24 protein-coding genes are annotated in these 21355 nt (G+C 70.6%); 6 read left to right on the top strand and 18 right to left on the bottom strand.

Features of this window, described 5'->3' with window-relative positions; translation table 11 throughout:
- Positions 1–102: 102 nt before the first annotated feature.
- A complete protein-coding gene (locus tag QN152_08095) occupies positions 103–636 on the top strand; it encodes a CAP domain-containing protein (protein ID MDR7539475.1) in 534 nt (177 codons plus the stop codon).
- A 17-nt stretch (positions 637–653) separates the two neighbouring features.
- Here the strand turns inward: QN152_08095 and QN152_08090 are convergent, their stop codons facing one another.
- The gene (locus QN152_08090) at positions 654–1466 is read right to left on the bottom strand and encodes an ABC transporter permease (GenBank protein ID MDR7539474.1); all 813 of its coding nucleotides are present in this window, start codon (positions 1464–1466) and stop codon (positions 654–656) included.
- The gene (locus QN152_08085; protein ID MDR7539473.1) at positions 1432–2247 is read right to left on the bottom strand and encodes an ABC transporter ATP-binding protein; all 816 of its coding nucleotides are present in this window, start codon (positions 2245–2247) and stop codon (positions 1432–1434) included. Before QN152_08085 ends, QN152_08090 begins: the two co-directional genes overlap by 35 nt.
- A 198-nt stretch (positions 2248–2445) precedes the next feature.
- Between QN152_08085 and QN152_08080 the strand changes: the two genes are divergently transcribed.
- The 5 genes from QN152_08080 (at position 2446) to QN152_08060 (ending at position 5107) form a co-directional block, all read left to right on the top strand.
- The gene (locus QN152_08080) at positions 2446–2694 is read left to right on the top strand and encodes a hypothetical protein (GenBank protein ID MDR7539472.1); all 249 of its coding nucleotides are present in this window, start codon (positions 2446–2448) and stop codon (positions 2692–2694) included.
- Positions 2695–2875: 181 nt separating this feature from the next.
- A complete protein-coding gene (locus QN152_08075; GenBank protein MDR7539471.1) occupies positions 2876–3379 on the top strand; it encodes a hypothetical protein in 504 nt (167 codons plus the stop codon).
- A 47-nt stretch (positions 3380–3426) separates the two neighbouring features.
- Positions 3427–4035: a class E sortase gene (locus QN152_08070; protein MDR7539470.1), complete on the top strand. Its 609-nt coding sequence runs from the start codon at positions 3427–3429 to the stop codon at positions 4033–4035.
- The gene (locus QN152_08065) at positions 4032–4298 is read left to right on the top strand and encodes a hypothetical protein (GenBank protein ID MDR7539469.1); all 267 of its coding nucleotides are present in this window, start codon (positions 4032–4034) and stop codon (positions 4296–4298) included. The genes QN152_08070 and QN152_08065 overlap by 4 nt, the downstream gene beginning before the upstream one ends.
- Positions 4298–5107: a hypothetical protein gene (locus QN152_08060; protein MDR7539468.1), complete on the top strand. Its 810-nt coding sequence runs from the start codon at positions 4298–4300 to the stop codon at positions 5105–5107. Before QN152_08065 ends, QN152_08060 begins: the two co-directional genes overlap by 1 nt.
- 3 nt (positions 5108–5110) lie before the next feature.
- Here QN152_08060 and QN152_08055 read toward each other — a convergent pair whose 3' ends face one another.
- The 16 genes from QN152_08055 to QN152_07980 all read right to left on the bottom strand — a co-directional run bounded on the left by QN152_08055 (position 5111) and on the right by QN152_07980 (position 21342).
- On the bottom strand, positions 5111–6514 hold the full coding sequence (locus QN152_08055) for an amidase (protein MDR7539467.1): 1404 nt from the start codon (positions 6512–6514) through the stop codon (positions 5111–5113).
- A complete protein-coding gene (locus QN152_08050) occupies positions 6496–6672 on the bottom strand; it encodes a hypothetical protein (GenBank protein MDR7539466.1) in 177 nt (58 codons plus the stop codon). Before QN152_08050 ends, QN152_08055 begins: the two co-directional genes overlap by 19 nt.
- A gap of 24 nt (positions 6673–6696) precedes the next feature.
- Complete coding sequence (gene hpaD, locus QN152_08045) at positions 6697–7689, bottom strand: 3,4-dihydroxyphenylacetate 2,3-dioxygenase (protein MDR7539465.1); 993 nt, start codon at positions 7687–7689, stop codon at positions 6697–6699.
- 5 nt (positions 7690–7694) lie between these two features.
- A complete protein-coding gene (locus QN152_08040; protein ID MDR7539464.1) occupies positions 7695–8255 on the bottom strand; it encodes a flavin reductase family protein in 561 nt (186 codons plus the stop codon).
- 7 nt (positions 8256–8262) lie between these two features.
- A complete protein-coding gene (gene hpaB / locus QN152_08035) occupies positions 8263–9771 on the bottom strand; it encodes a 4-hydroxyphenylacetate 3-monooxygenase, oxygenase component (protein ID MDR7539463.1) in 1509 nt (502 codons plus the stop codon).
- 52 nt (positions 9772–9823) lie between these two features.
- On the bottom strand, positions 9824–11329 hold the full coding sequence (gene hpaE / locus QN152_08030; protein MDR7539462.1) for a 5-carboxymethyl-2-hydroxymuconate semialdehyde dehydrogenase: 1506 nt from the start codon (positions 11327–11329) through the stop codon (positions 9824–9826).
- 25 nt (positions 11330–11354) lie between these two features.
- Positions 11355–12101 carry a fumarylacetoacetate hydrolase family protein gene (locus QN152_08025; GenBank protein ID MDR7539461.1) on the bottom strand — a complete coding sequence of 249 codons (747 nt, stop codon included), beginning with the start codon at positions 12099–12101 and terminating at the stop codon, positions 11355–11357.
- Positions 12102–12113: 12 nt separating this feature from the next.
- On the bottom strand, positions 12114–13019 hold the full coding sequence (gene dapA / locus QN152_08020; protein ID MDR7539460.1) for a 4-hydroxy-tetrahydrodipicolinate synthase: 906 nt from the start codon (positions 13017–13019) through the stop codon (positions 12114–12116).
- A gap of 79 nt (positions 13020–13098) precedes the next feature.
- Positions 13099–14457: a S41 family peptidase gene (locus QN152_08015; protein ID MDR7539459.1), complete on the bottom strand. Its 1359-nt coding sequence runs from the start codon at positions 14455–14457 to the stop codon at positions 13099–13101.
- Between the two features lie 110 nt (positions 14458–14567).
- Positions 14568–15302: an ABC transporter ATP-binding protein gene (locus QN152_08010; GenBank protein MDR7539458.1), complete on the bottom strand. Its 735-nt coding sequence runs from the start codon at positions 15300–15302 to the stop codon at positions 14568–14570.
- Positions 15292–16074: an ABC transporter ATP-binding protein gene (locus QN152_08005; GenBank protein ID MDR7539457.1), complete on the bottom strand. Its 783-nt coding sequence runs from the start codon at positions 16072–16074 to the stop codon at positions 15292–15294. The genes QN152_08010 and QN152_08005 overlap by 11 nt, the downstream gene beginning before the upstream one ends.
- A complete protein-coding gene (locus QN152_08000; GenBank protein MDR7539456.1) occupies positions 16071–17180 on the bottom strand; it encodes a branched-chain amino acid ABC transporter permease in 1110 nt (369 codons plus the stop codon). Before QN152_08000 ends, QN152_08005 begins: the two co-directional genes overlap by 4 nt.
- A complete protein-coding gene (locus QN152_07995) occupies positions 17177–18274 on the bottom strand; it encodes a branched-chain amino acid ABC transporter permease (protein ID MDR7539455.1) in 1098 nt (365 codons plus the stop codon). Before QN152_07995 ends, QN152_08000 begins: the two co-directional genes overlap by 4 nt.
- Before the next feature lie 33 nt (positions 18275–18307).
- Positions 18308–19582 (bottom strand): ABC transporter substrate-binding protein, encoded by a 1275-nt coding sequence (locus tag QN152_07990; GenBank protein MDR7539454.1) that lies wholly within the window; start codon positions 19580–19582, stop codon positions 18308–18310.
- Between the two features lie 17 nt (positions 19583–19599).
- Positions 19600–20010 (bottom strand): thioesterase family protein, encoded by a 411-nt coding sequence (locus tag QN152_07985; protein MDR7539453.1) that lies wholly within the window; start codon positions 20008–20010, stop codon positions 19600–19602.
- A complete protein-coding gene (locus QN152_07980) occupies positions 20011–21342 on the bottom strand; it encodes a phenylacetate--CoA ligase (GenBank protein MDR7539452.1) in 1332 nt (443 codons plus the stop codon).
- Positions 21343–21355 lie beyond the last annotated feature (13 nt).

Below are 21355 nucleotides of genomic sequence, written 5' to 3'. Positions count from 1 at the left end.
TAGGGATCTCCGAACGGGCAACCCCTCCTGCACCAGGGGGCGGAAAGCGCCGGGCACTTCCACCGGCCGCGTCCGGAGTGCGGAGCTCCCCCGGAGGCTGGCATGTGGCGACCCGTATCCCTCCTCGTACTGGTGGCGGCCGCGGCCACGTTCATCAACCCGGCCCCGATCCTCTCCCCGGACCCGGTGGTGCTGGGAGCACCCACGGCGTGGGCGACCTACCCCCTGCCCTTTCGCACCACGGCGGCGCAGAGCAGCTGGGAGCGCGAGGTGACCATGCTCAATCTGGTCAACAATGAGCGTGCAGCCGCGGGGCTGGCCCCGCTCATGCCTCACGCCACCATCCGCAGCGTGGCCCGCGCCCACGGCCTGGAGATGGTCGCCTTCGGCTACCTCTCCCACGTGGACCGCAGCGGCCTGGGGCCGCAGCAACGAGTGTTGCGGCGGGGAGTGCGCGTGCGCCTGGTCGGTGAGAACATCGCCTACGCCGCCACCATCCGGGAGGCGCATGAGGCCCTGATGACCAGCGAGGCACACCGGGAGAACATCCTGCTGCCGGATTACCGTCTGGTGGGCATCGGGGTGATCGACGGCGGACCCTACGGCGTGGTGGTGGTGGAGAACTTCGGGGACTGACCGCCCCGGGGGTCCCCTCAGTAGGCGCTCAGCGTCCCCGCTCGCCTGGCGTACTGCACCGCCCCGCGGAAGACCACCGTCGCCAGCGGCAGGAGCACCACGGCAAAGAGGAGCAGCACGAGTAGTTCACGGCGCAGCGCACCGAGCCCGGCCCCTTCCAGCACGGCCAGGCGGACTGCCCGCAGCGCATGCGTCAGCGGGACGAACTCCGCCAGCACCCGCAGCACCGGGGGCAGGACGCTTGGCGGGTAGAAGACCCCGCCCAGAAGGGCCGAAAGCCCGGCGAAGATGCTGCTGAACGGATCGGCGTGCCTGTAAACCAGGACGAAGGCCGCCGCGAACAGCCCCATGGCCGCGAACGTGGCCACCGCCAGGATCACGGCGATGCCGGCCGCGGCGAGATTGGCCCGGCCCAGGTCGATTCCGAAGACGACCACGCCCAGCACCAGGTAGAGGAGCGTCTGCGCGGCGGCGAGCAGGACGCTCCACAGCGAGAGCCCCGCCGCCAGGGTGAGCAATGAGATGGGTGCAGCGACCAGGACCTCCAGGGTGCCGATCATCTGCTCCTGACGGATCGCTGCGGCCGCAGCGGCCATGGACGCGGCCAGCAGCCCGAAGAGCGCTACCCCCAGCACGGCGAAGGCGAAGTAGTCTCCGCCGTAGGGGGCCAGGTGCGGCGAGGCAGCCGGCCGGATGAGCCGTCCCAGGTAGTACAGCGTAGGCGCCACCAGGACGACGGTGAAGACCTGCCAGGCCAGGGCGAGGCGGGAGTAGCTGGCCAGGAGGTAGTCCCGTCTAAGAAAGGCCCGCAACTGATTGAGGACGCTCATCCGTAGCCTCCACCAGGGCGTGGTAGCGCCGGCGCAGACCATCCTCCCCCACCGCCTGCGGCGCCAGCACGTCACGCAGCGCCCCGGCCACGAGGATGCCGATGCGGTCGCAGGCAGTGGCAGCCTCGCCCAGCTGGTGCGTGGCCAGCAGCACGGTGCGCCCCTCCTCGCGGGAGAGGCGGCGGATGAGGGTCTGCACGCGGGCGGCGGCCACAGGGTCAAGGCTGCGCGTGGGTTCGTCCAGCAGCAGGACCGGGGGATCGTCCAGCAGGGCCCGGGCAATGGCCAGACGCTGGCGCATCCCCGTGGAGTACCGCCCTACGGTCTCGTCCGCCTGCTCCACCAGGTCCACGCGTTCCAGGACCTCCGCGGCCCGCCGACGCGCCACCGCCGGGGATTGCCCGCGCAGGCCACAGAAGAATTCCAGGTTCTCCCGCCCCGTGAGCCTCCAGTAGAAAGTGCGCTCGTCCCCGGTGGCCAGCCCCACCCGCCGCCGTACCATCCCCGCCTGGCTCACCAGGTCCGCGCCGTCCACCCGGGCGGCCCCCTCTGAGGGCAACAGCAACGTCGCCAGGAGCTTGAGCAGCGTGGTCTTCCCGGCGCCGTTGGGTCCCACCAGACCGAAGACCTCCCCCGGCTCGATGCGCAGGGAGATACCGGCCAGCGCACGCACGGGGCGCGCGGCGATCCGTCCTGCCAGAGAGAGGGGCCACGGGGGCGGGTGAAAGGTCTTGCCGAGGTTCCAGGTTTCGACCACAGCTACGTGTACTTCCCGGGCCATGCGCGTCGTTTCCTGCCGGCCATTCCGGACGAAATGGGCGCTTCGGAAGATCGGTCGTTCACGCGCCCGTTTTCTGTCCTCCGACAGATTGTAGGCTTCGAGGAGCCGGTGCTAGGCTCGAACTCAGCAGAAAGGGGTATGATTATGCCTGCATTGCCAGGTGGTATCAGGATCGCTTCTATCCCGCTGGCGACATCCGTGCAGAACACCTCGCCGCTCCCCGAACCCGGCCCCGCTCCGGCACCGCCTGCGTCCGGCGGTGGAGGGGCGGGGGCGGCAGGACTGATCGGCCTGCTGCTGCTGGCCCTGGGGATGGGAGGAGCCCTGTTGACCGGACCTCCTCAGGAAGAGCAGACCCGGGCCCCGTCCCAGCCGGCTGCTCCAGCGGTGGTGGCAACCGGGCCGCTGGAGGTACCGCCGTCGGAACGGCTGAACCTGATGCGCTAGCAGGACGTCCCGGCGGCATTCTTCCAGTCTCCGGGCCGGATAACCGGCTCGGAGACTGCTTTTGGTCCGTGGCGCCTGATCCCATATCTGTGTTATCAAAGAGGGGGGCTTCTCTGGCGAAAGGTATTGAGCGCAAGAATTCCCTTTCCGCCGGGGGCTGATAGGGTTGCAGCCTCGGGGAGTGAAGATCGCGTCGATTCCCCTGGCCACAGGGGTGGAGGTGGTCTCTCCCATTCCTCCTCCCCCTCCTCCCCCGGCGGGGCCTCCCGCGCCGTGGCTGCCTATCCTGCCGATCATCGGAATCCTCCTGCCCATCCTGGCCGCCGCACCCCTGCTTGTGGCTCCCCCGGCGCCGCCTCCTGAGGCCATCGTCCCTCCGCCCACGCCGGTGGTCACACCCCACACGCCGGCCACGCCCCTCGCACCGGCAGTTCCGCCTCCAGCGGCGCCGCCAGTGGTTCGCGTGACCCCCGTCGTCCTGCCCGCCGTCCCCAGGGCAGTGGCCACTCCCCCGGCCCGGCCGGTCGTCCGCCCGCTGGCTGAGGCCGTGCGTCCGGTGCGCCCCAGGCTGCTCCCGGTCGAAGTATTGCCCTACGGCGGGGCGAACCTGTGGATCCCGTTTGCCGGCGGGGTCGGTCTGATCTCTCTGGGGATCGTCCTGCGGCGCGCGGGCGCCAGGTCGTGATCGTCTACGGTATCAAGGAGCCTCCGCCTTTCCGCAGGGCCCTGCGGATGGCAGGAACCCTGTGCATTGCCGCGGGCGTGCTGCTGGTGCTCGCTCCCTTTGGGTGGATCGCTTACACAGCCGTGGCGGTGGGGCCGGCGCAGACCGCGGCGCTGGCAGCCTGGGAGTCTGCACAGAGCGAGCGCGCGGTAACCACCGGGGAACCCGCGCAGGGCGGGCGGCCGGCGGCGGACGGTACCGCCTCCCAGGGGATGGTACTGACGATCCCCCGGTTGGAACTGCGGCGCTACGTCCCCGAAGGGGCGACCCCCGAGCACCTGCGCAGGTTTGGGGTCGGCCGGATCACCTGGACCCCGCTTCCCGACCGCCCCGGGGTCCTGGGTATCGCCGGCCACCGCACCACCTATGGAGCGCCCTTCTTCCGCCTGGACACCCTGCGCCGCGGGGACGTAATCTTGGTGGAGTACGGGGGGCGCCGCTACAGGTATGCGGTGGTAGAGTCGCAGGTCGTGCGCCCCGAGCGGGTGGAAGTGCTCTCGGCGCCGCTTGGGGAGCGTGGCATCGCCCTGGTCACCTGCACCCCGGCCTACAGCGCCGCCTTCCGACTGGTCGTCCTGGGAGTCCTGCGCGGGGTGACCCCGGCCGCCGCGCCGTGAGCGCGCCCTTCCTGGCCGCAGAGCTCGACGGGGAGGTCGTCCTGCTGGACGTGGCGCAGGCGCGCCTTATCCTCCTGGACCCGGCAACCCGGCGGGTCTTCGAGACCTGCGAGGGACGGACGACGGCGGAGGTGACCGCCAGCCTCGGCGGGCCGCAGGAGCACCTTGCGGAATCGCTGCAGAGCCTGGCGGCCGCGGGCCTGCTCCGGGAGGAAGATGGCCGCTGGCGGCGCGCAGCCCTGCGCTGGGTCGAGCCTCCGTGATGCCCGCGCGACACACCCTGACCCTGCCCGGCTGGCAGATCCGCATCGCCGCGCCAGACCGGATAGCCGCCGCTCTGGCCCCGGCCCTAAGCTCGCTGTGCGCGGCGGAGCCCCTCCCTCCCCTGGACGTCACCGTGGCCGAGGAGGACCGCCTGGCCACGGGGACCGTGGACGGCAAGGTTCTGTGGTCGGTCACGCTGCCACAGACCGGGTGGCTCCCTCTGCTGCTGGGGCAGGTGGGCGCAACCGGCGCGGCCCTGCTGCGCCACCTGCTCTTCATCCACGCCGGCGCAGTGGCCGTCGACGGGCGGGCCTGGATCGTCATCGGGGAAAGTGGCGCGGGGAAGACATCCACGGTGGCCATCCTGGTCCGGCACGGGGCGGCCTACCTCACCGACGAGATCACGCTGCTTGATCCGGCCACGGGGGCGGCGGCGCCGTTTGCGCTGCCCATGGCCATCAAACCCTGGACCGCCCAGGCGGTCGGGGCTCTTCCCCGGGGCGCAGAGGTCGCGCGGGAGGGCGGCGTTCGTTTCTACCTCCCCGCGGCGCGGGCGGCGGGTGAGGTCCCGGTGGAGGCGTTCGTGCTGCTGCGGCCGGATGGCGGAGGCCTGGCGCCTTTCTCCCGCGCGGAGCTCCTGATGTACCTGGGAGAGCAGCAGCACTCCTCCCTGCGCTACGCGCACCGCCTGGAAGATGCCTTCGCCGGGTTCAGCCGACTGCTCCGCGGCGCGCGCTGCTACGTCCTGGGTGCCCCCTTTCCCGCGGCTGCGGCCGAGCTGATCGTCGCCGCGGCGCGGAGGGGGTAGAAGCTACGGCAGGATGGGTAAGGACCAGCCTGTAGCGGCCTCCAGCACCGCCGCGATCGCCAGCAACCGCTCCTCCTCCCCCGGCGCCGCTGCCAGCTGCACACCCAGCGGCAGGCCGCTGCGGGACTGCTCCACCGGCACGACCACCGCGGGGAGCCCGGTGAGGTTGAAGAGCCGGGTGAGGCGGGAAAGGGGGGCCCGGGCGCGCCGCCACCCCTCACCCCGCGTCGGGTCCACGTCCTCGATGCGAGGAGCCTGCACGGGGACGGCGGCACAGATCAGCGCGTCGAAGTCCGTAAGCAGGTGCCGGATCTGGCGGATCACCATCCCCTGCACCCGCTGCGCGTCCACGTAAGCTGTGGCGGGGATGGTGGCACCAGCGGCCAGCAGCTCACGCACGTCCGGCCCGTACTCCGCCAGTCGGCCCGGGTAGGCGCGGCGGTGGTAGGCGCTGGCTTCGGCGAAGAGGATGGTTGTCTGCGCAGCCTGCCCGGCCAGCGCCTCCTCCAAACCCACCTCCTCGACCCGGCCTCCGGCGCGGGCCAGTAGGGTGCAGGCCCGCTCCAGTGCCGTCCCTACCTCAACGTCCAACTCCTCGTCGAAGAGCGGACCGCGCAGGCGGCCGATGCGAAAGGACGGTGGAGCAGGCGGGACCCGAGACGCGCAGGGGGCGCTCCCTCCGGTGAGGGGATCCTGGGGGTCGGGACCTGCCAGGACGCCAAGGAGCAGGGCCGCGTCGGCCACGCTGCGGGCCATGGGGCCCACGGTGTCGAAGGACCAGGCCAGTGGCACCACCCCGTGCCGGCTGACCCGGCCGAAGGTGGGCTTCAGCCCCACCACACCGCACAGGGCCGCGGGGATGCGAATGGATCCTCCTGTATCCGTCCCCAGGGCGGCGGCGCAGCACCCCGCCGCCACCGCCGCCGCCGACCCGCCGCTGGACCCGCCGGCCACGCGCTCGGGATCCCAGGGGTTGGCCACGGCGCCAAAGTGCGGGTTGACCGAGGTAACCCCGAAGGCGAACTCGTGCAGGTTGGTCTTGCCGATGACTACCGCCCCGGCGTCCAGCAGGCGGTGCACCGCCGTGGCGGTGGTCTGAGCCCGGTGCCCGCGACGGATCGCCGCCCCGGCGGTGGTGGGCAGGCCGGCCTGGTCGAACAGGTCCTTCACCGCCACGGGGATCCCGTGCAGCGGGCCACGGATCTGACCGCGGCGCGCCTCCATGTCCCGCTGCTGCGCCGCCTCCCGCGCGCCCTCCGCGTCCACATGGATGAACGCCCGGAGGCGCTCCCCGGTGTCGCGGATCCGCTCCAGGCAACGCTCCACCAGGTCGACGGACGAGAGGCGCCCGCCACGGACCGCCGAAGCCAGCGCGGCCAGGTCGGCGCTCACGGCGGCCAGCACCACAGGGGCGCGGGCAGGTCCTCCTCTCCCAGCCGGACGCCCTCCACTCGCTCCCACTCCCGGCGCCAGGCGCGCCGCCACTCCTCAACCGCACGCAGGGTCTGGTCGTCCGGGGCCGCCCCCAGCAGGTCCCGCAACAGCTCCTCCAGCATCCGCTCCATGGGATGAATCCTCCCGCTCCGGCGTCAGCGCACCGCAGCGGGACGGTCGGGCAGCGTCGGTGGCTGTATTGGCTGAAGGGCCCCGTCGATGACGGACTCCACCGCCGCGGCTTCGTCGAACCAGGAAGGCGGCGCGGGGTGACCCCACAGCGTCGCCCGGCGCGGGTCGTCGAGCTTCCAGCGGATGGCCGGCCAGTCGGGGTCGGCAATCATGTAATCGCCGGTGTAGAGCTCGATGCGGTTGCCGTCGGGGTCGCGCAGGTAGAGGAAGAAGGCGTTGCTGAGCCCGTGGCGCCCGGGCCCCCGCTCCATGGCCTGGACCCGCCCCGCCGCCGCCAGCACGTCGCAGGCGCGCAGGACCCCTGCCGGATCCGCCATCCAGAATCCGGCATGATGCACCCGGGGACCGCGACCGGTCATCAGCGCCACGTCGTGCACGTTCTGCTTGCGGTGCAGCCAGATGGCCCACAGACGCGGGGGGTCGTCCTCGGTCTCGGTGAGCTCCGAACAGCGGAAACCCAGCGTCTGCTGATACCAGGCGGCGGTTGTGGGGACGTCGGGCACCTGGCAGTTGAAGTGGTCCAGACGCATCACCCCGGGCCCGCGGTAGAGGTCGTAGCGCTGCAGCAGCCGCTCCACCGGCTGCATCTCATGGAAGAACTCCAGCGGGAGTCCCGCCGGGTCCTGGACCCGCAGCGCCCTCCCCTGCCCTGCCTCCTCGTCCTCAACCCAGCGATGCGGGAGACCGTCGCGCCCTGCGATCGCCACGAGCGCCTCCAGATCGGCGGGACCGGCCACGCGGAAGGCGATGTGCCCCACCCCCGGCGACGGAGCCCGGCGCAGCACCAGGCTGTGGTGCAGCCACTCCTCGTAGCCACGCAGGTAGATCCGGGTCGGGTCCCGCGCCGTCTCCACGAATCCAAGGAGGCTGGCGTAGAATTCGGCGGCCCGGTCCAGGTCCGTGACCCGGAACTCGATGTGCGCGGCGCGCAGGATCTGCGGCGGCTCGTGGCCCATCGTGGTCAGGACTGGTCGTAGTGAATGCGGGCCGATTCGTGAGTCCACGGGTCGGCCGGCGCGCCGACGTACGCCTCGGCCTGCATCAGGCGGCGGTAGCGGCCGCCGAAGAAGAGCAGGGGATCGCCCGGCTCGCCCTGGTGCAGTCCCGTCACGGCTCCCAGCACGATGGTGTGGTCGCCCGCCTCCACCAGCCGCTCGACCCGGCAGCCCACGGAGGCCAGGGCACCGACCAGCAGCGGCCCGTGGGCCCACCGCTGGAAGCGGAACTCGGGCGCCCCGGCATACCGCCAGGCCCCGGCGAAGTAGCGCGAGAGCGGTTCCTGCTCCTGCCGCAGGATGTTGATGGAAAAGGGCCGCCCCGTCTGCAGGTACTGGCGGGTGCGGGCACGCCGGTCCACGCACACCAGGACCAGGATCGGATCCAGCGAGACCGAAGCCACCGCGTTCGCCGTCATGCCGTGCACGCCGTCGGGGATCTCGACGGCGAGGACGGTGACGCCCGTGGCGAACAGCCCCATCACCCGGCGGAAGGCGGTTGCGCTGAGCTCGGCGACGGCGTCCACGGCAGCGCTACTCGCCCGCAGGCAGCGGTACGCCGGCGCGGGAAGCCGCCGGCCCGGGGGAATGGACGGCGTCCTCGCGGTCCAGGAACGCCCGCACCCGCTCCATGTAGGGCGTGCGGTCGTAGTTGGCGAAGGTGGCCATCTGCATCCGCACGGGATCCCCGAAGAAGAAGCGCTCGTAGAGGACCTGCCGGGAACCGAAGGCCGAGAGGGCCAGGTCCCAGGCCAGGCGGAAGAGTTTGATCCGCTCCACCGCCGGGAGGCGCGCCGCCTGATAGTACTTCTCCACGGCCTGGCCCAGTGGCCCCTCCACATCCGCCCGGGTAGGACGGGCCATCAGCCCGCTGGCGCCCAGCAACTGGACGATCTCGATCATCCGCGGGTACATCCAGGTGAACATGTTCCTGGCAGCGTCCAGGGGCGGCCAGGCAGGGGTCATCATCCCCCACTTATCCACCTGGGCGTCGGCCTCGGCGGCTCGCAGGAACGCCTTCATCGTCTCCAGGTAGTAGACGATCTCCGCAATCTTCGCCTGCACGTGCTGGAAGGACTCGATGGCGATGGCGTCGACGATCAGGGAGGCGACTCCCAGGACGAACTCGGTCTTGGCCACGTTCTTGGTGACGACCTGATGCGCCATGTGCACCACGGCGTTGGTGGCGCCGAAGGCCTTGTTGCAGCGCTCCACATCCCCCAGGAGGAAGACGCGCTCCCATGGGACCAGGACATCGTCGAAGACGACTACCGCGTCCATCTCCTCGAAGCGAGCGCCCAGGGGGTGGTCGAAGGTGGTCCCGCCCGGATCGAAGCTCTCCCGGCAGAGGAAACGCAACCCCGGAGTGGCCGTGGGGAGGGCGAAGGCGAAGGCGTAGGGACGGTCCTCGTCGGTGGCCTTGAGCAGGGTGGACGGGAAGACCATGAGCTCGTCCGCGACCGGCAGGGTGGCCAGCATGCGGGCGCCGCGGATGAGCAGGCCGTCGGCGGTCTCCCGGATGACCCGAGCGGCCAGCGTGGGGTCGGCCTGCCCGCCGGGACCCACGCTGCGGTTGGCCTGGGGGTTGATCAGGGTGTGGGTGAGCACCAGGTCGTGTTCACGGACGTACTCGTAGTAGCGGCGGATGTTCTCGCCGAAGCGCGGGTCGTTCTGGGCACAGTAGTCGGCGGCGGTGGCGTAGGCCATTAGCGCCCGGTTCAGGTAGTCGGGGGTGCGCCCCATCATGCCGCCGGAGTAGTCCGCCCAGCGCTTCATCATCTTTCGGGTGCGGGCCAGGTCCTCACGGGAACGGGGGACCAGGAACGACATCCCCACACGCGCCCCCGAAGACGGAGAGACGTAGGTCATCTCCTCCCGCAGCGCCGGGTCGTGCTGCAGGTCGTAGAGGGCGGCCAGGCTGCGGACGACGTGGCGGAAGGCCGGATGTGTGGTCGGGTCGGCAACCCGCTGCCCCCCGATCCACAGATCGGGCGGGCGCGCCCGCAGCCCCTCTATGTACTCGGCTCCCGTCCGTGCCGGCATGCTGTCCGCCTCCTCACCCCTCACTCAGGCCTCGGTGCGGCATCTGGTCCCTCTACCCGTTCAGCCCCCGGAAGTCGGTCTGGCGGGCGCGCTCGCCCGTCCCCATCTTCGGGATGCGGTGCGTGCCCAGGGCGACGTGGATCGTCTTGTACTCCTGGTAGAAGTCGAAGGAATAGTGGCCTCCCTCGCGGCCGATCCCGGAGTGCTTCATGCCCCCGAAGGGGGTGCGCAGGTCGCGCACGTTCTGGGAGTTGACCCAGACCATCCCCGCCTCCAGCGCCTGGGCCACCCGGTGGCCGCGGGCGATGTCCCCCGTCCAGACGTAGGCGGCCAGGCCGTAGCGTACATCGTTGGCCAGCCGGATGGCTTCTTCTTCGGTCTGGAAGGGGATGACCACGAGGACGGGCCCGAAAATCTCCTCCTGCGCGATGCGCATCGAGTTCGTCACGCGGGTGAAGACCGCGGGTTCCAGGTAGTTGCCCACCGGCAGGTGTGCGGGCCGGCGGCCACCGGTCGCCAGGTGCGCCCCCTCCTCCTGCCCGATGGTGATGTAGCCGGTGACGCGCTGCCAGTGGTCGGGGTGAATCAGGGGCCCGACCTCCGTCGCCGGGTCCAGGGGGTCGCCCACGCGAAGCCGGGCCACACGCTCGACCAGGCGGCCAACGAACTCGTCGTGGATTCGCCGGTCCACCAGCAGGCGGGAGTTGGCGGTGCAGCGCTCCCCGTTCAGCGTGTACTGGCCAACGATGACAGCGTCCAGGGCCCGGTCCAGGTCCGCGTCCGGGAAGACGACCACCGGCGACTTCCCGCCCAGCTCCATCGAATACCGCTTCAGGGTGGCCGCCCCGTTCCGCACGATCTCCTGGCCGGTTGTGGTCTCGCCGGTGAAGGAGATCAGGTTGACCATGGGGTGGGCCACCAGCGGCGCGCCCGCGGTTTCCCCGAATCCCTGGACGACATTGAAGACACCGGGAGGAAGATCGGCGTCGCGGATGACCTGGGCCAGCAGGGCCGCTGAGAGCGGCGCCCACTCCGCCGGCTTGAGCACGCAGGTGCACCCCGCGGCCAGGCAGGGCGCCACCTTCCAGGTCTCCAGCATGAAAGGCGTGTTCCAGGGGGTGATCAATCCGGCCACGCCGGCGGGGAGGCGCTGCAAGTAGTTGAGAAACGCGCCCTCCACCGGGAAGGCCTCGTGGGGGAGGCGAGTGGCCACTTCCGCGAAGAACCGGAAATTCTCCGCGGCGCGGGGGATCTGCCCCTCCCGGATCTGGCTGTATGGGATGCCGGTGTCCAGGCACTCGGCCAGGGAGATCTGGTCGACCCGCTGCTCGATGATGTCGGCAATGCGCTGCAGCGCCCGGGCACGGTCGGCGGCACGCATTCGCGGCCAGGGGCCGTCGTCGAAGGCCCTGCGGGCGGCCCGCACGGCGCGGTCCACGTCCTCCGTGCCCCCCTCGGCCACCTCGGCTATGGGGGTGTTCGTGGCGGGATTCAGGCTGGGAAAGGTCCGCCCGCTGGCCCCGTCCACCAATTCTCCATCGACGAAGTGCCTCACCATCCACAGCTCCGGCGGAGTCTTCACCTCAGCCTGCGCCCTCCTCGGCAACGACGGGGTTTTCCAGCACCCCCACTCCCTCCACCTCCACGCGCATCACATCACCGGGGCGGACGGGGGAGATGCCTCCGGGCGTGCCGGTGAGGATCACGTCGTCCTCTTCCAGGGTCATGAAGGCGGAGAGGTATGCCACCAGCTCCTCCACCGAGTAAAGGAGGTGCCGGGTGTTTCCCTCCTGGCGCAGCTCGCCGTTCACAAAGGTGCGCAGGGCCAGGTCGCCGGGGGCCGGCACGTCGTCCACCAGTGCCGGACCCAGCGGCAGGAAGGTGTCCCACCCCTTGGCCTTCACCGGCGGACGGTAGAAGGTGCCCACGAAGTCGCGGGCGGTGACGTCGTTGGCCACGGTGTACCCTTTGACCAGGTCACGCACTGCCTCCGGCCGGACGCGGCGACAGCGCCGGCCGATCACCACCGCCAGCTCCGCTTCGTAGTGCAGGTACGCCACCCCTGCGGGGTAGATCACGGGGACGCGGTGGCCCACCAGCGCTGAGGGAGGCTTGAAGAAGAGCACCGGCTCTTCCGGCCGGGCCACGCCCAGTTCCGCGGCGTGGTCGGCGTAGGTCAGGGCGAAGCCCAGGATCTTCGAGGGGACCACAGGAGGCAGCCAGGTGACGCCGTCCGGCGGCCAGACGCGCCCTGTCTCGTCCCGCAGCCCCTCCTCGTCCCAGGTGCCGTGGTGCACCCGGCCCTGCGCCAGAAAGCGGACCCGCCTCATGGCAGCCCCCGGCTAAGCATGGCCCTCTGCTGGCACGGGTGAGGGCGCCAGCAGGCCGTAGTCCGCCAGCACCGCGCGCAGTCGCTCCACGTTCTGGGGGGCCAGCGGAGCCAGGGGCGGGCGCACCTCCGGAGCGATCCTGCCCATCAGGCCCAGCGCCGTCTTCACCGGTACAGGGTTGGTTTCGATAAAGAGGGCGTCGTTCAGCGGCAGCAGGTAGTTGTGCAGTTCCCGCGCCTCCTCCCAGCGAGAGGCGGCGGCCAGCTCGTAGAGGCGCGCCACCTCGCGGGGCATGACGTTCCCGGTGGCGCTCACGTGCCCGGCGCCACCCAGGGCCAGCAGGGAGAAGCAGAACAGCTCGATGCCGGAGTACACCAGGAACCCCTTCGGCACCAGGTGGAAGACCCGGGTGATGTGCTCAAAGTCCTTGTTCGCCTCCTTCACCCCGATGATGTTGCGCACGTCGCGCGCCAGGCGGGCGATGGTGGGGGCCTCCAGGTTGATGGCAGTGCGGCCGGGAATGTTGTACAGGATCAGCGGCAGGTCTACCGACTCGGCCACGGTGCGGAAGTACCGGTAGAGTCCCTCCTGGGAAGGACGGCTGTAGGCGGGGACCACCACCAGGACCGCATCCGCTCCCGCCTTCCTGGCGGCAGCGGTCAGCCGCAGCGTTTCCCCCAGATTGTCGGTCCCCGTGCCGGCGACCACGGGGACGCGGCGGCGCGCTACCCGCACCGCGCGGGCCACCAGTTCTTCCCGCTCTTCCAGGGAGAGGGCCGCGGGCTCGCCCGTGGTCCCGCCGATCACCACGCCATGGCTGCCGCTCTCTATCTGCCACCGCACCAGGTCGTCGAAGCCGGGTTCGTCGATGCGGCCGTCGCGGAAAGGCGTGACCAGCGGCACAAGTGACCCGCGCAACAAGGGGACCTCCGGGCCAGGCGAACTTAGGTGTAAGAATAGCACACCCCGGGGCGGAGGGCTGTGCCGGGAGGGAGGTTCAGGCCGCCGGCGCCAGCGCCGGAGCGCGAACGCGCTGTCGCAGGTGCTGGAGCGCCCGCTCCAGCTGCGCGTCTACTCCCTGTTCCAGATGGTCGGGGGTCAGCTCGACGTCGATGTCCGGCCCCAACCCCACCTTCTCCACCACCGCCCCTTTGCCGGTGGTCACGCGCTCCACCGCCACCTCGATGGCCGCGCCCCCGGGGAGGGAGAAGTACAGGCTGGCCAGCAGCGCCCCGGCGGTGCGCACGCCCACCAGCGGCGCCTGCCGGTGCTCCCGCATGGCCGCGGCGATGACCTCGCCGCCGGAGGCGGTGGCCTCGTCGATCAGCACCACCAGCGGCACCAACGTGGGCAGCAGCGGCCCGCCCCTGGTCCGTTCGGCGATACGGCGCAGGCGGTTCTCCCGTTGCATCACCGGTAGCCCGGCCGGCAGCAGGGCGCTGGCCACGCTCACCGTCTCGCCCACCAGCCCCCCGCCGTTGCCCCGCAGGTCCAGCACCAGGGCCCGCATCCCCTGCGCCTGCAGGTGCTGCAGTGCCCGCCGGAACTGCACCGTGGCGCCGCTGCCCAGATGGTGCAGGCGGAGGTACCCCGTCTGCCCCTCCAGCATACGGGCGTCCACCGCGGGGACCTGAATGGGCTCCCGGGTGATGGTGAACACCAGCGGGGCGGGTTCGCCCGGGCGACGGACTACCACCTCCACCGGCACGCCCTGCGGGCCGCGGATGCGCCGCGAGACCTCCTGGAGGGGCATGCCCTCGGTACTCTGGCCATCCACGGCGACGACGCGGTCCAGGTCGCGCAACCCGGCCCGCGCCGCGGGAGTCCCCGGGAAGACGTTCATCACATAGAACTGGCCTCCCCGGGTGAGGAGACGGATGCCGATGCCGGTGAAGGAGGCCTGGTTGGAGAGCTCGCGCTGCACCTCCGCCCACTGCTCCGGGAGGAGGAAGGCGGTGTGGGAATCGTCCAGGCTGGCGGCCGCCGCAGCAGCCGCGGCGTACTGCAACTGGGTCAGGCTGAGGCGACCCTGGGCCAGCAGGGCGGCCCGGTCGTAGTAGCGCTGGAACTCCTCCCGCGCGCCCGCCTCCGTCACCGCCTGCAGCGCCGCCGGCGGCGCGGCGATCCCCGCCTGGGCCAGCGCCCGGCGTAGCCCCTCGGCGGCGGCGGCGAGCAACCGTACCGGGTCGGGCGCCGCGTAGTGCTGCTGTGCCAGGATGTCCACCGCGGCGAAGACAACGGCCGCATCAGCGGCCGCAGCGGCGCGGGGGGCCCACGGCGCGGCCACGCCGCCCAGAGCCAGGACCAGGGCCAGCAGGATCCCGCTGAGGCGTCGAGGGACTGCCGGACCGATCATGCACTCCTCCCCTGCTGCGTCGGGTATCCTGGTGGCATCTCTGCCCAGGATGCGGACGTTTCAGGCCTGTGGCCGCCAGGCGAGGCCGCGCCGGGCTACGCCGGCATGGCTCAGCGCCCCGTAGCCACGCTGCGTCCCAGGTAGGCGGCCTGCACCACCGGCGACGTCAACAGGTCGCGGCCCGGACCACGCAGGGCTATCCGGCCGGTCTCCATTACGTAGGCTGCATCGGCAACCTGCAGCGCCTGCCGGGCGTTCTGTTCCACCAGGAGGATAGTCTGTCCTTGCGCCCGAAGCTCCACGATCACCCGGAAGAGCTCGCGCACCAGCAGCGGGGCCAGGCCCAGGGAGGGCTCGTCGAGCATCAACAGGCGCGGCCGGGCCATCAGCCCCCGGCCGATGGCCAGCATCTGCTGCTCCCCGCCGCTGAGGGTGGCAGCACGCTGCCGCCGCCGCTCCCTCAGCCGGGGGAAGAGCGTGTAGACGCGCTGCAGGTCATCGCGGATGGCGGCCCGCGACTCGCGGCGCAGGCGCAGGTACCCGCCCAGCAGGAGGTTGTCCTCGACGGGCAGGGGTCCGAAGAGGTGGCGGCGCTCGGGGATATGGACCAGACCCAGGGCCGCGATCTGCTCGGGGGGCCAGCCGGTGATGTCGCGACCGTCGAAGATCACCCTCCCCCTGGCCGGACGCAGCAGGCCGGAGAGCGTGCGCAGCAGGGTGGTCTTGCCCGCGCCGTTGGCGCCGATGACCGCGGCGATCTCCCCCGGGCGGATGTCCAGGGAGATCCCGCGCAGCACCTGCAGGTAGCCGTATCCGGCCTCCAGGTCCCGAACCTCAAGGGGCATCGGTCGGTTCCGCCTCCCCCAGGTAGGCGGCGATCACTGCCGGGTGATTCTGGATGACCGCCGGGGGACCCTCGGCAATGAGCACGGTCTGGTCCAGCACCGCCACCTCGTCGGCCAGTCCCATCATCAGCTCCATGTCATGCTCCACCAGAAAGACGGTGACCCCGTCCCGGCAGAAGTTGCGGATCGCCTGGGTCAGGCGGACTTTCTCCGCGCCGCCGAGCCCCGCCCCGGGCTCGTCCAGCAGGACCAGGCTGGGCGCCGCCGCCACTGCCCGGGCTACCTCCACCACCCGCTGCAGCCCGAAGGGGAGGCTCTCCACCGGCTCATGGGCCCAGCGCAGCAGGTCGAACTCCTCCAGCAGCAGCAGGGCCCGGTCGCGCACCTCCCGCTCCTCGTGCCGCATCCGCCTGGAGCGGAACGCCGCGTCCAGCAGCCCCCCGCGCATGTGCCGGTGAAACCCCACCAGGACGTTTTCCAGGACCGTCATTCCCACGAAGAGCTGCACGTTCTGGAACGTCCTGGCGATGCCCAGGTCGGCGATGCGGTACGGCGGGAGCCCGACGATGGATCGCCCGCGAAACAGGATGTCGCCTCCCAGGGGTGGGATGAGCCCTGTGATGAGATTGAACAGCGTGGTCTTGCCGGCGCCGTTGGGCCCAATCAGGCCCTTGATCTGCCCCGGCCACACCGCCAGCGAGACATCCTGCAGCGCCACCAGACCGTCGAAGGCCTTGGTGATCCGCCTAATCTCCAGCAGGGGTACGGTCATGCCCTGGGAACTCCCGCGGGCCGCACCGACTGCCCCGCTCCCCCGGTCGGGATGGGACGGCGCAGGGGACCGGAGGCACGGCCGGCCAGGCCTCGGGGCCAGAAGAGCAACACCAGGATCAAGAGCAGCCCGAAGGCCACTGCCTCGAGCTCGCCTCCCGTCCCGGGCAGGAGGAGGCGCAGGCGGGTACGCAGCAGCTCCTCCAGGAGGAGGATGGCCAGTGCCCCCAACGGCGCTCCCCAGATGCTGGCCATCCCCCCTACCGCCGACATCAGCACCAGTTCCAGCGAGGGGACGAAGCCAAAGGTGGCCGGGACCACCGCTGCCTGGAAGTGGGCGTAAAGGCTGCCGGCCAGCGCCGCCAGCGCGGCGCTGGTTGCGAAGATCTGCGCCTTGTATCGGGGAACATTCACCCCCAGTGTCTCCGCCGCCACCTGACTGTGGTGGATCGCCCGCAGCGCCCGGCCCAGACGGGAATCCACGATGTTCAGCCCCAGCGCCACCGCAGCCAGGGCAAAGGACCAGACCAGGAAAAAGTAGCGGTGCAAAGGCCAAAGGGGATAGGTGCCCACACGCAGGCGCGGGATGCCCACCACGCCGTCGAACCCGCCCGTAAGGTCCAGACGCGACAGGCCCAGATTTTCCCGCAGGATGATGAAGACAGCAACCCCCAGTCCCAGCGTGGCCATGGCCAGATAGTGTCCGCGCAGGCGCAGGATCACCCAGCCGATGAGGTAGGCGAACCCGCCCACCAGGGCAGCGCCCAGCCCCATCACGACCCAGGGCCACCACCACGCACCCGACAGGGTCAGGGGTATCCCTACCTGGCGCGCTTTCACCGTGAAGATGGCCGAGAAGAAGGCTCCCATGCCGTAGAAGGCCGCCTGGCCCAACGAGACCTGACCGGCGTAGCCCATGAGCAGGTTGAGCCCGACCAGGATGATGGTGAACACCCCGGCACGGATCAGCAGGTCCAGGGTGACCAGCCCCGCAGTGAGCCTGGGGAGGGAGAGCCCGCCGGGGCGGGTGCCTTCCAGCCAGCCGATGGCCCCCACGAGCGCAGCCGACAGGACAAAGACCGCCGCGTTCCCTGAGAGGCGCCTCACGAGCCTCCCACCTCCTCCTCACCACCGGCGACGCCGTGGGGCCTGACCAGCAACACCAGGATGAGCACCACGAAGGCAAAGAGGTCCTTGAAGCCTGCCAGCGTCACCCCGGCCCACAGGGTCTCCAGCACTCCCAGGAGCAGCGCTCCGGCCACGGCTCCCTGGAAACTGACCAGCCCCCCCATCACCGCAGCGACGAATCCCTTCAGGCCGATCTCCAGCCCCATGTCGTACGCCGGCCGCGTCAGCGGGCCGACGACGATCCCGGCAACCGCCCCCAGCACGGCGGCCAGCCCGAAGGCCACAGTTGCCATGGTGTCCACGCGGACGCCGACCAGGCGCGCCGCCAGCCGGTCGGCCGCGCAGGCCCGCATCGCCTTGCCCAGTATGGTCCGCTCGAAAAAGAGCGCCAGGAGAGCCAGCGTCACCCCGGCCGTCACCCAGATCCACAGGCTCTGCGCCTTGAAGAGCACATCGCCGACCAGGAAGGTGCGGTCGGCCATCTGCAGCGTGCTGAAGGCGGGCAGGACGTAGGAGCGCGGTCCCCACAGGAGCAGAGCCACTCCCTGCAGGGCCACGTAGGCCCCCACTGTGATCATGATCCGCGTGAGCAGGGACGCCCCCCGTGCCGGATGTACGGCCAGCCGGTAGACCGCCACCCCCACGACGGCGGTGAGCCCGGCCGCCAGCCCAGCCGCCAGGAGTAGCCGTACGGCGGGCGGCAGGGGCCAGCCCCGCCCGTAGATGGTGATGGTGACCATCGGGCCCAGCATGACAAACGCCCCCTGGGCAAAGTTGATGATGCCGGTGACCCGGTGCACCACCACGAACCCCAGCGCCACCAGCGTGTAGATGGCGCCGGCCTGCAGCCCGTCCACCAGGAACTGCAGGTAGTCCGCCAGACCGAAGCCGTGGCGGCGGCCCCACAGGACCAGACCGATCACCAGCAGGACGAGGACGCCGCCCAGCCATTGCCCCGCAGGCAGGCTGCGGCGGGGGGAAGAAACCTGTCTGACCCCGATGGCCTGTTCCGTCGCCGTGCGGACAGCCTCCTCAGGCGGCGGGTGGGGACCGCCGCTCCCCACCCGCCGCACGTGCCGTGCGCCTCTCAGGATCCGCCTGGCGGGCTACTTCCACTGGTCACGCGGCAGGATGAGGAACTTCCCTCCCTGCACCGTGACGAAGGCAAACTCCTCGGCCTTCCATCCCAGGTGGTCCTCCGGGCTGAGGGTGTAGAAGCCGTGGGTCCCGGCCCAGCGCTTTACCTTGGTTTCCAGCGCCTCCCTGGCGGCGTCGCGCTGCCGCTCCAGCGAGAGGCCGTCCGGAAGGTTGCGCAGGGCGATCAGGGCCCACTGCAGCGAGTCAAAGGCGTGCCCGGCGAAGGTGCTGATCTCCCTGCCGCCGGTGAAGCGCCTGAAGTCGCTGATGAACTTCAGGTTTAGCGTCTTCACCGGGTCGCCGGCGGGCAACTGGTCGGCCACCAGGATTTTGCCGCAGGGCATCACCGTGCGCTCGGCGGCCGCACCCGCCGTCTTGATCAGGTCGGGGCTGCAGGCTCCATGGCCATGGACTATGCGCACCTGAGCCGCCCGCTCCCGCACGGCCACGTTGATCACCGAGGCCGCAGGGGGGATGGAGCCGATGACCACCGCCCGGCAGCCGCTGGCGCGCACCCGTGCCACCTGCGGGAACTCGGTGGCGGTGCGATCGAAGGCGTCACCGTAGACGATGGTGATGCCGGCCGCGGGGAAGATGGCTCCGGCGCTGGCAAAGGTGTCCTGCCCGTAGGCGGTGTTCTCGTACAGGTGGCAGACGCTGGTCGCCCCGATGGCCTTCAGATACTCGGCCTGCTTCTGGGCCGAGTGGAGGTTCTCCGGCACCGGCTTGAAGATCCAGGGGCGGGCGCGCTTGGTCTGCGGGTCCTCGATGATAGCCCGGGCCGAGGCCATGGAGATCATGGGGGTCCGACCTTCCGTGGCGATGGGCACCATGGCCAGGCTGGGTCCACTGAGCGTGCCGGCGACCAGGAGGACGACCTTTTCCTCGTTGATCAGCCGGCGGGCCAGGCTGGCTGCGGTATCGGCCCGGCTCTGATCGTCAAAGATGAGGATTTCTACGGCGTGCCTCACGCGGTCCGGGCCGACCACCCCCCGGGCTGAGGTCAGTTGGTCCTGCAGCAGCCGCGCCACGTCCCGCTCCGGCTCGCCCAGGCTGGCGCCGGGCCCGGTGATGGAGGCGATGAACCCGATCTTGTATATATGCGAGGCTGTGCTGCTTGAAGGGAATGCCGCCAGCAGCACAGGGATCACCGCCGCCAGCAGGAGTCGGGCCAGAAACCTGCTCCTGCGGCGGCGAAGCCGGGGCTCTGCCGCCTCTGCACTACCGCACATCCGTCGACTCATCCTGCGCCACCTCCCCGTCAGGGTTGCCTTCGATTGACCAGTTGCGCGATTCGGGCCTGCAGCCGACTCTTGGGCAAGACCACCTGCGTGTGCGTACCCTCCCCGATCCGGGTCAACCCGTTATGAGCCTCCACCGCGCAGACGACCCGGTTCCCCTCAATCTGCTCCAGGCGCGCGGTCACCGTCACGCGCATCCCCACCGCCGTGGGCGCCAGGTGGGTGACACTCACCGCGTAGCCCACCGCCTCCTCCTCCGGCTCCAGGTACGGGAGGAGGAGCCTGCGGCTGGCCTGTTCCATATGCCGCACCATGGCCCAGGTGGAGTAGACGGGATGGACCAGCCCGAGATCCTCAAACTCCGCCACCATCTCCAGGGTGACCACCACGTCCACCTGCGCCACCGCCCCCGGCTTCAGTCCGGCGCGCATCTAAGCGTAGACCCGACGGCGGTCGTCGACCCGGCGCAGTTTGCCCCCCTCGCTGCGCGGCAGGGTGCCCGGAGGAGCCAGGGTCACCCGGGCGGTGATCCCCAGCACGCCCAGCAGCTTCTGCTGGCAGCGCAGGGACAGCTCCGCCACCGGTGCCTCCTCGCTGCTGAAGCTCCCACCCAGCTGCTTGGCAAACACCTCGTTCACCTCCACCTTCACCTCGAGCTCGTCCAGCGTGCGCTCCCGGGTGACCACCAGCTGGTAGTGCGGCGAGAGCTCCGGGAGGCCCACCAGCGCTGCCTCCACCTGAGAGGGATAGACGTTGATGCCGCGGATGATGAGCATGTCGTCCGTCCGCCCGATGACGCGGGACATGCGGACGAAGGTACGCCCGCAGCGGCAGGGCGTGGGATCCAGGGCGGCGATGTCCCCGGTGCGGTAGCGGATGACGGGGAGCGCCTCCTTGGTCAGCGTGGTGAAGACCAGCTCCCCGGCCTCGCCCGGGGGCAGCGGCTCTTCGGTCTGCGGGTCGATCACCTCCACCAGGAAGTGGTCCTCGAAGACGTGGGCCCCGTTCTTCTCCTCCACGCACTCGTTGCTCACTCCCGGACCGATCACCTCACTCAGCCCGTAGATGTTCAGCGCGGCGATTCCCAGCTTGGCCTCGATCTCGTCGCGCATGGCCTCGGTCCAGGGCTCCGCCCCCAGGACGCCGTACCGCAGCGCCAGCGTGCCCGGACGGATTCCCTGAGCGGCTAATGCTTCGGCCAGGGTCAGGGCATAGGAGGGGGTGCAGGCGATGATCCTGGGGCCGAAGTCACGCAACAGCATCACCTGCCGCTCGGTGTTACCGCCGGAGACCGGCAGCACCACCAGGCCCATGAGTTCCGCCCCGTAGTGCATACCCAGGCCTCCGGTGAACAGCCCGTAGCCATAGGCGTTCTGGAAGATGTCGCCGGGCTGCGCCCCGCTGGCAGCCAGGCAGCGGGCGCAGACCGCCGCCCAGATCCGGAGGTCGTTGGCGGTGTAGCCGACGACGATGGGTTTGCCGGTCGTCCCGGAGGAGGCGTGCACGCGCACCACCTGGCCGAGCGGTACAGCGAAGAGGCCAAAGGGGTAGTTGTCCCGGAAGTCGCTCTTGCGGGTGAAGGGCAGCCGGCGCAGGTCGTCCAGGGTGCGGACCTGCTCCGGACGCACTCCCGCCTCCTCAAAGCGGGCGCGGTAGAAGGGCACACGCTCGTAGACCCGGCGCACCAGCGCCTGCAGCCGCTGCAGCTGCAGCGCCGCCAACTCGGCACGGGACATAGTCTCTAGCTGCGGCTCCCAGATCATGGCCCCCTCCTCA

The organism is Armatimonadota bacterium (assembly GCA_031459715.1).
In the GTDB taxonomy this organism is placed as follows: domain Bacteria; phylum Sysuimicrobiota; class Sysuimicrobiia; order Sysuimicrobiales; family Humicultoraceae; genus Humicultor; species Humicultor tengchongensis.
The sequence above is the reverse complement of the archived record's forward strand: the minus strand, read 5'-3'. Positions and strand labels throughout refer to the sequence as shown.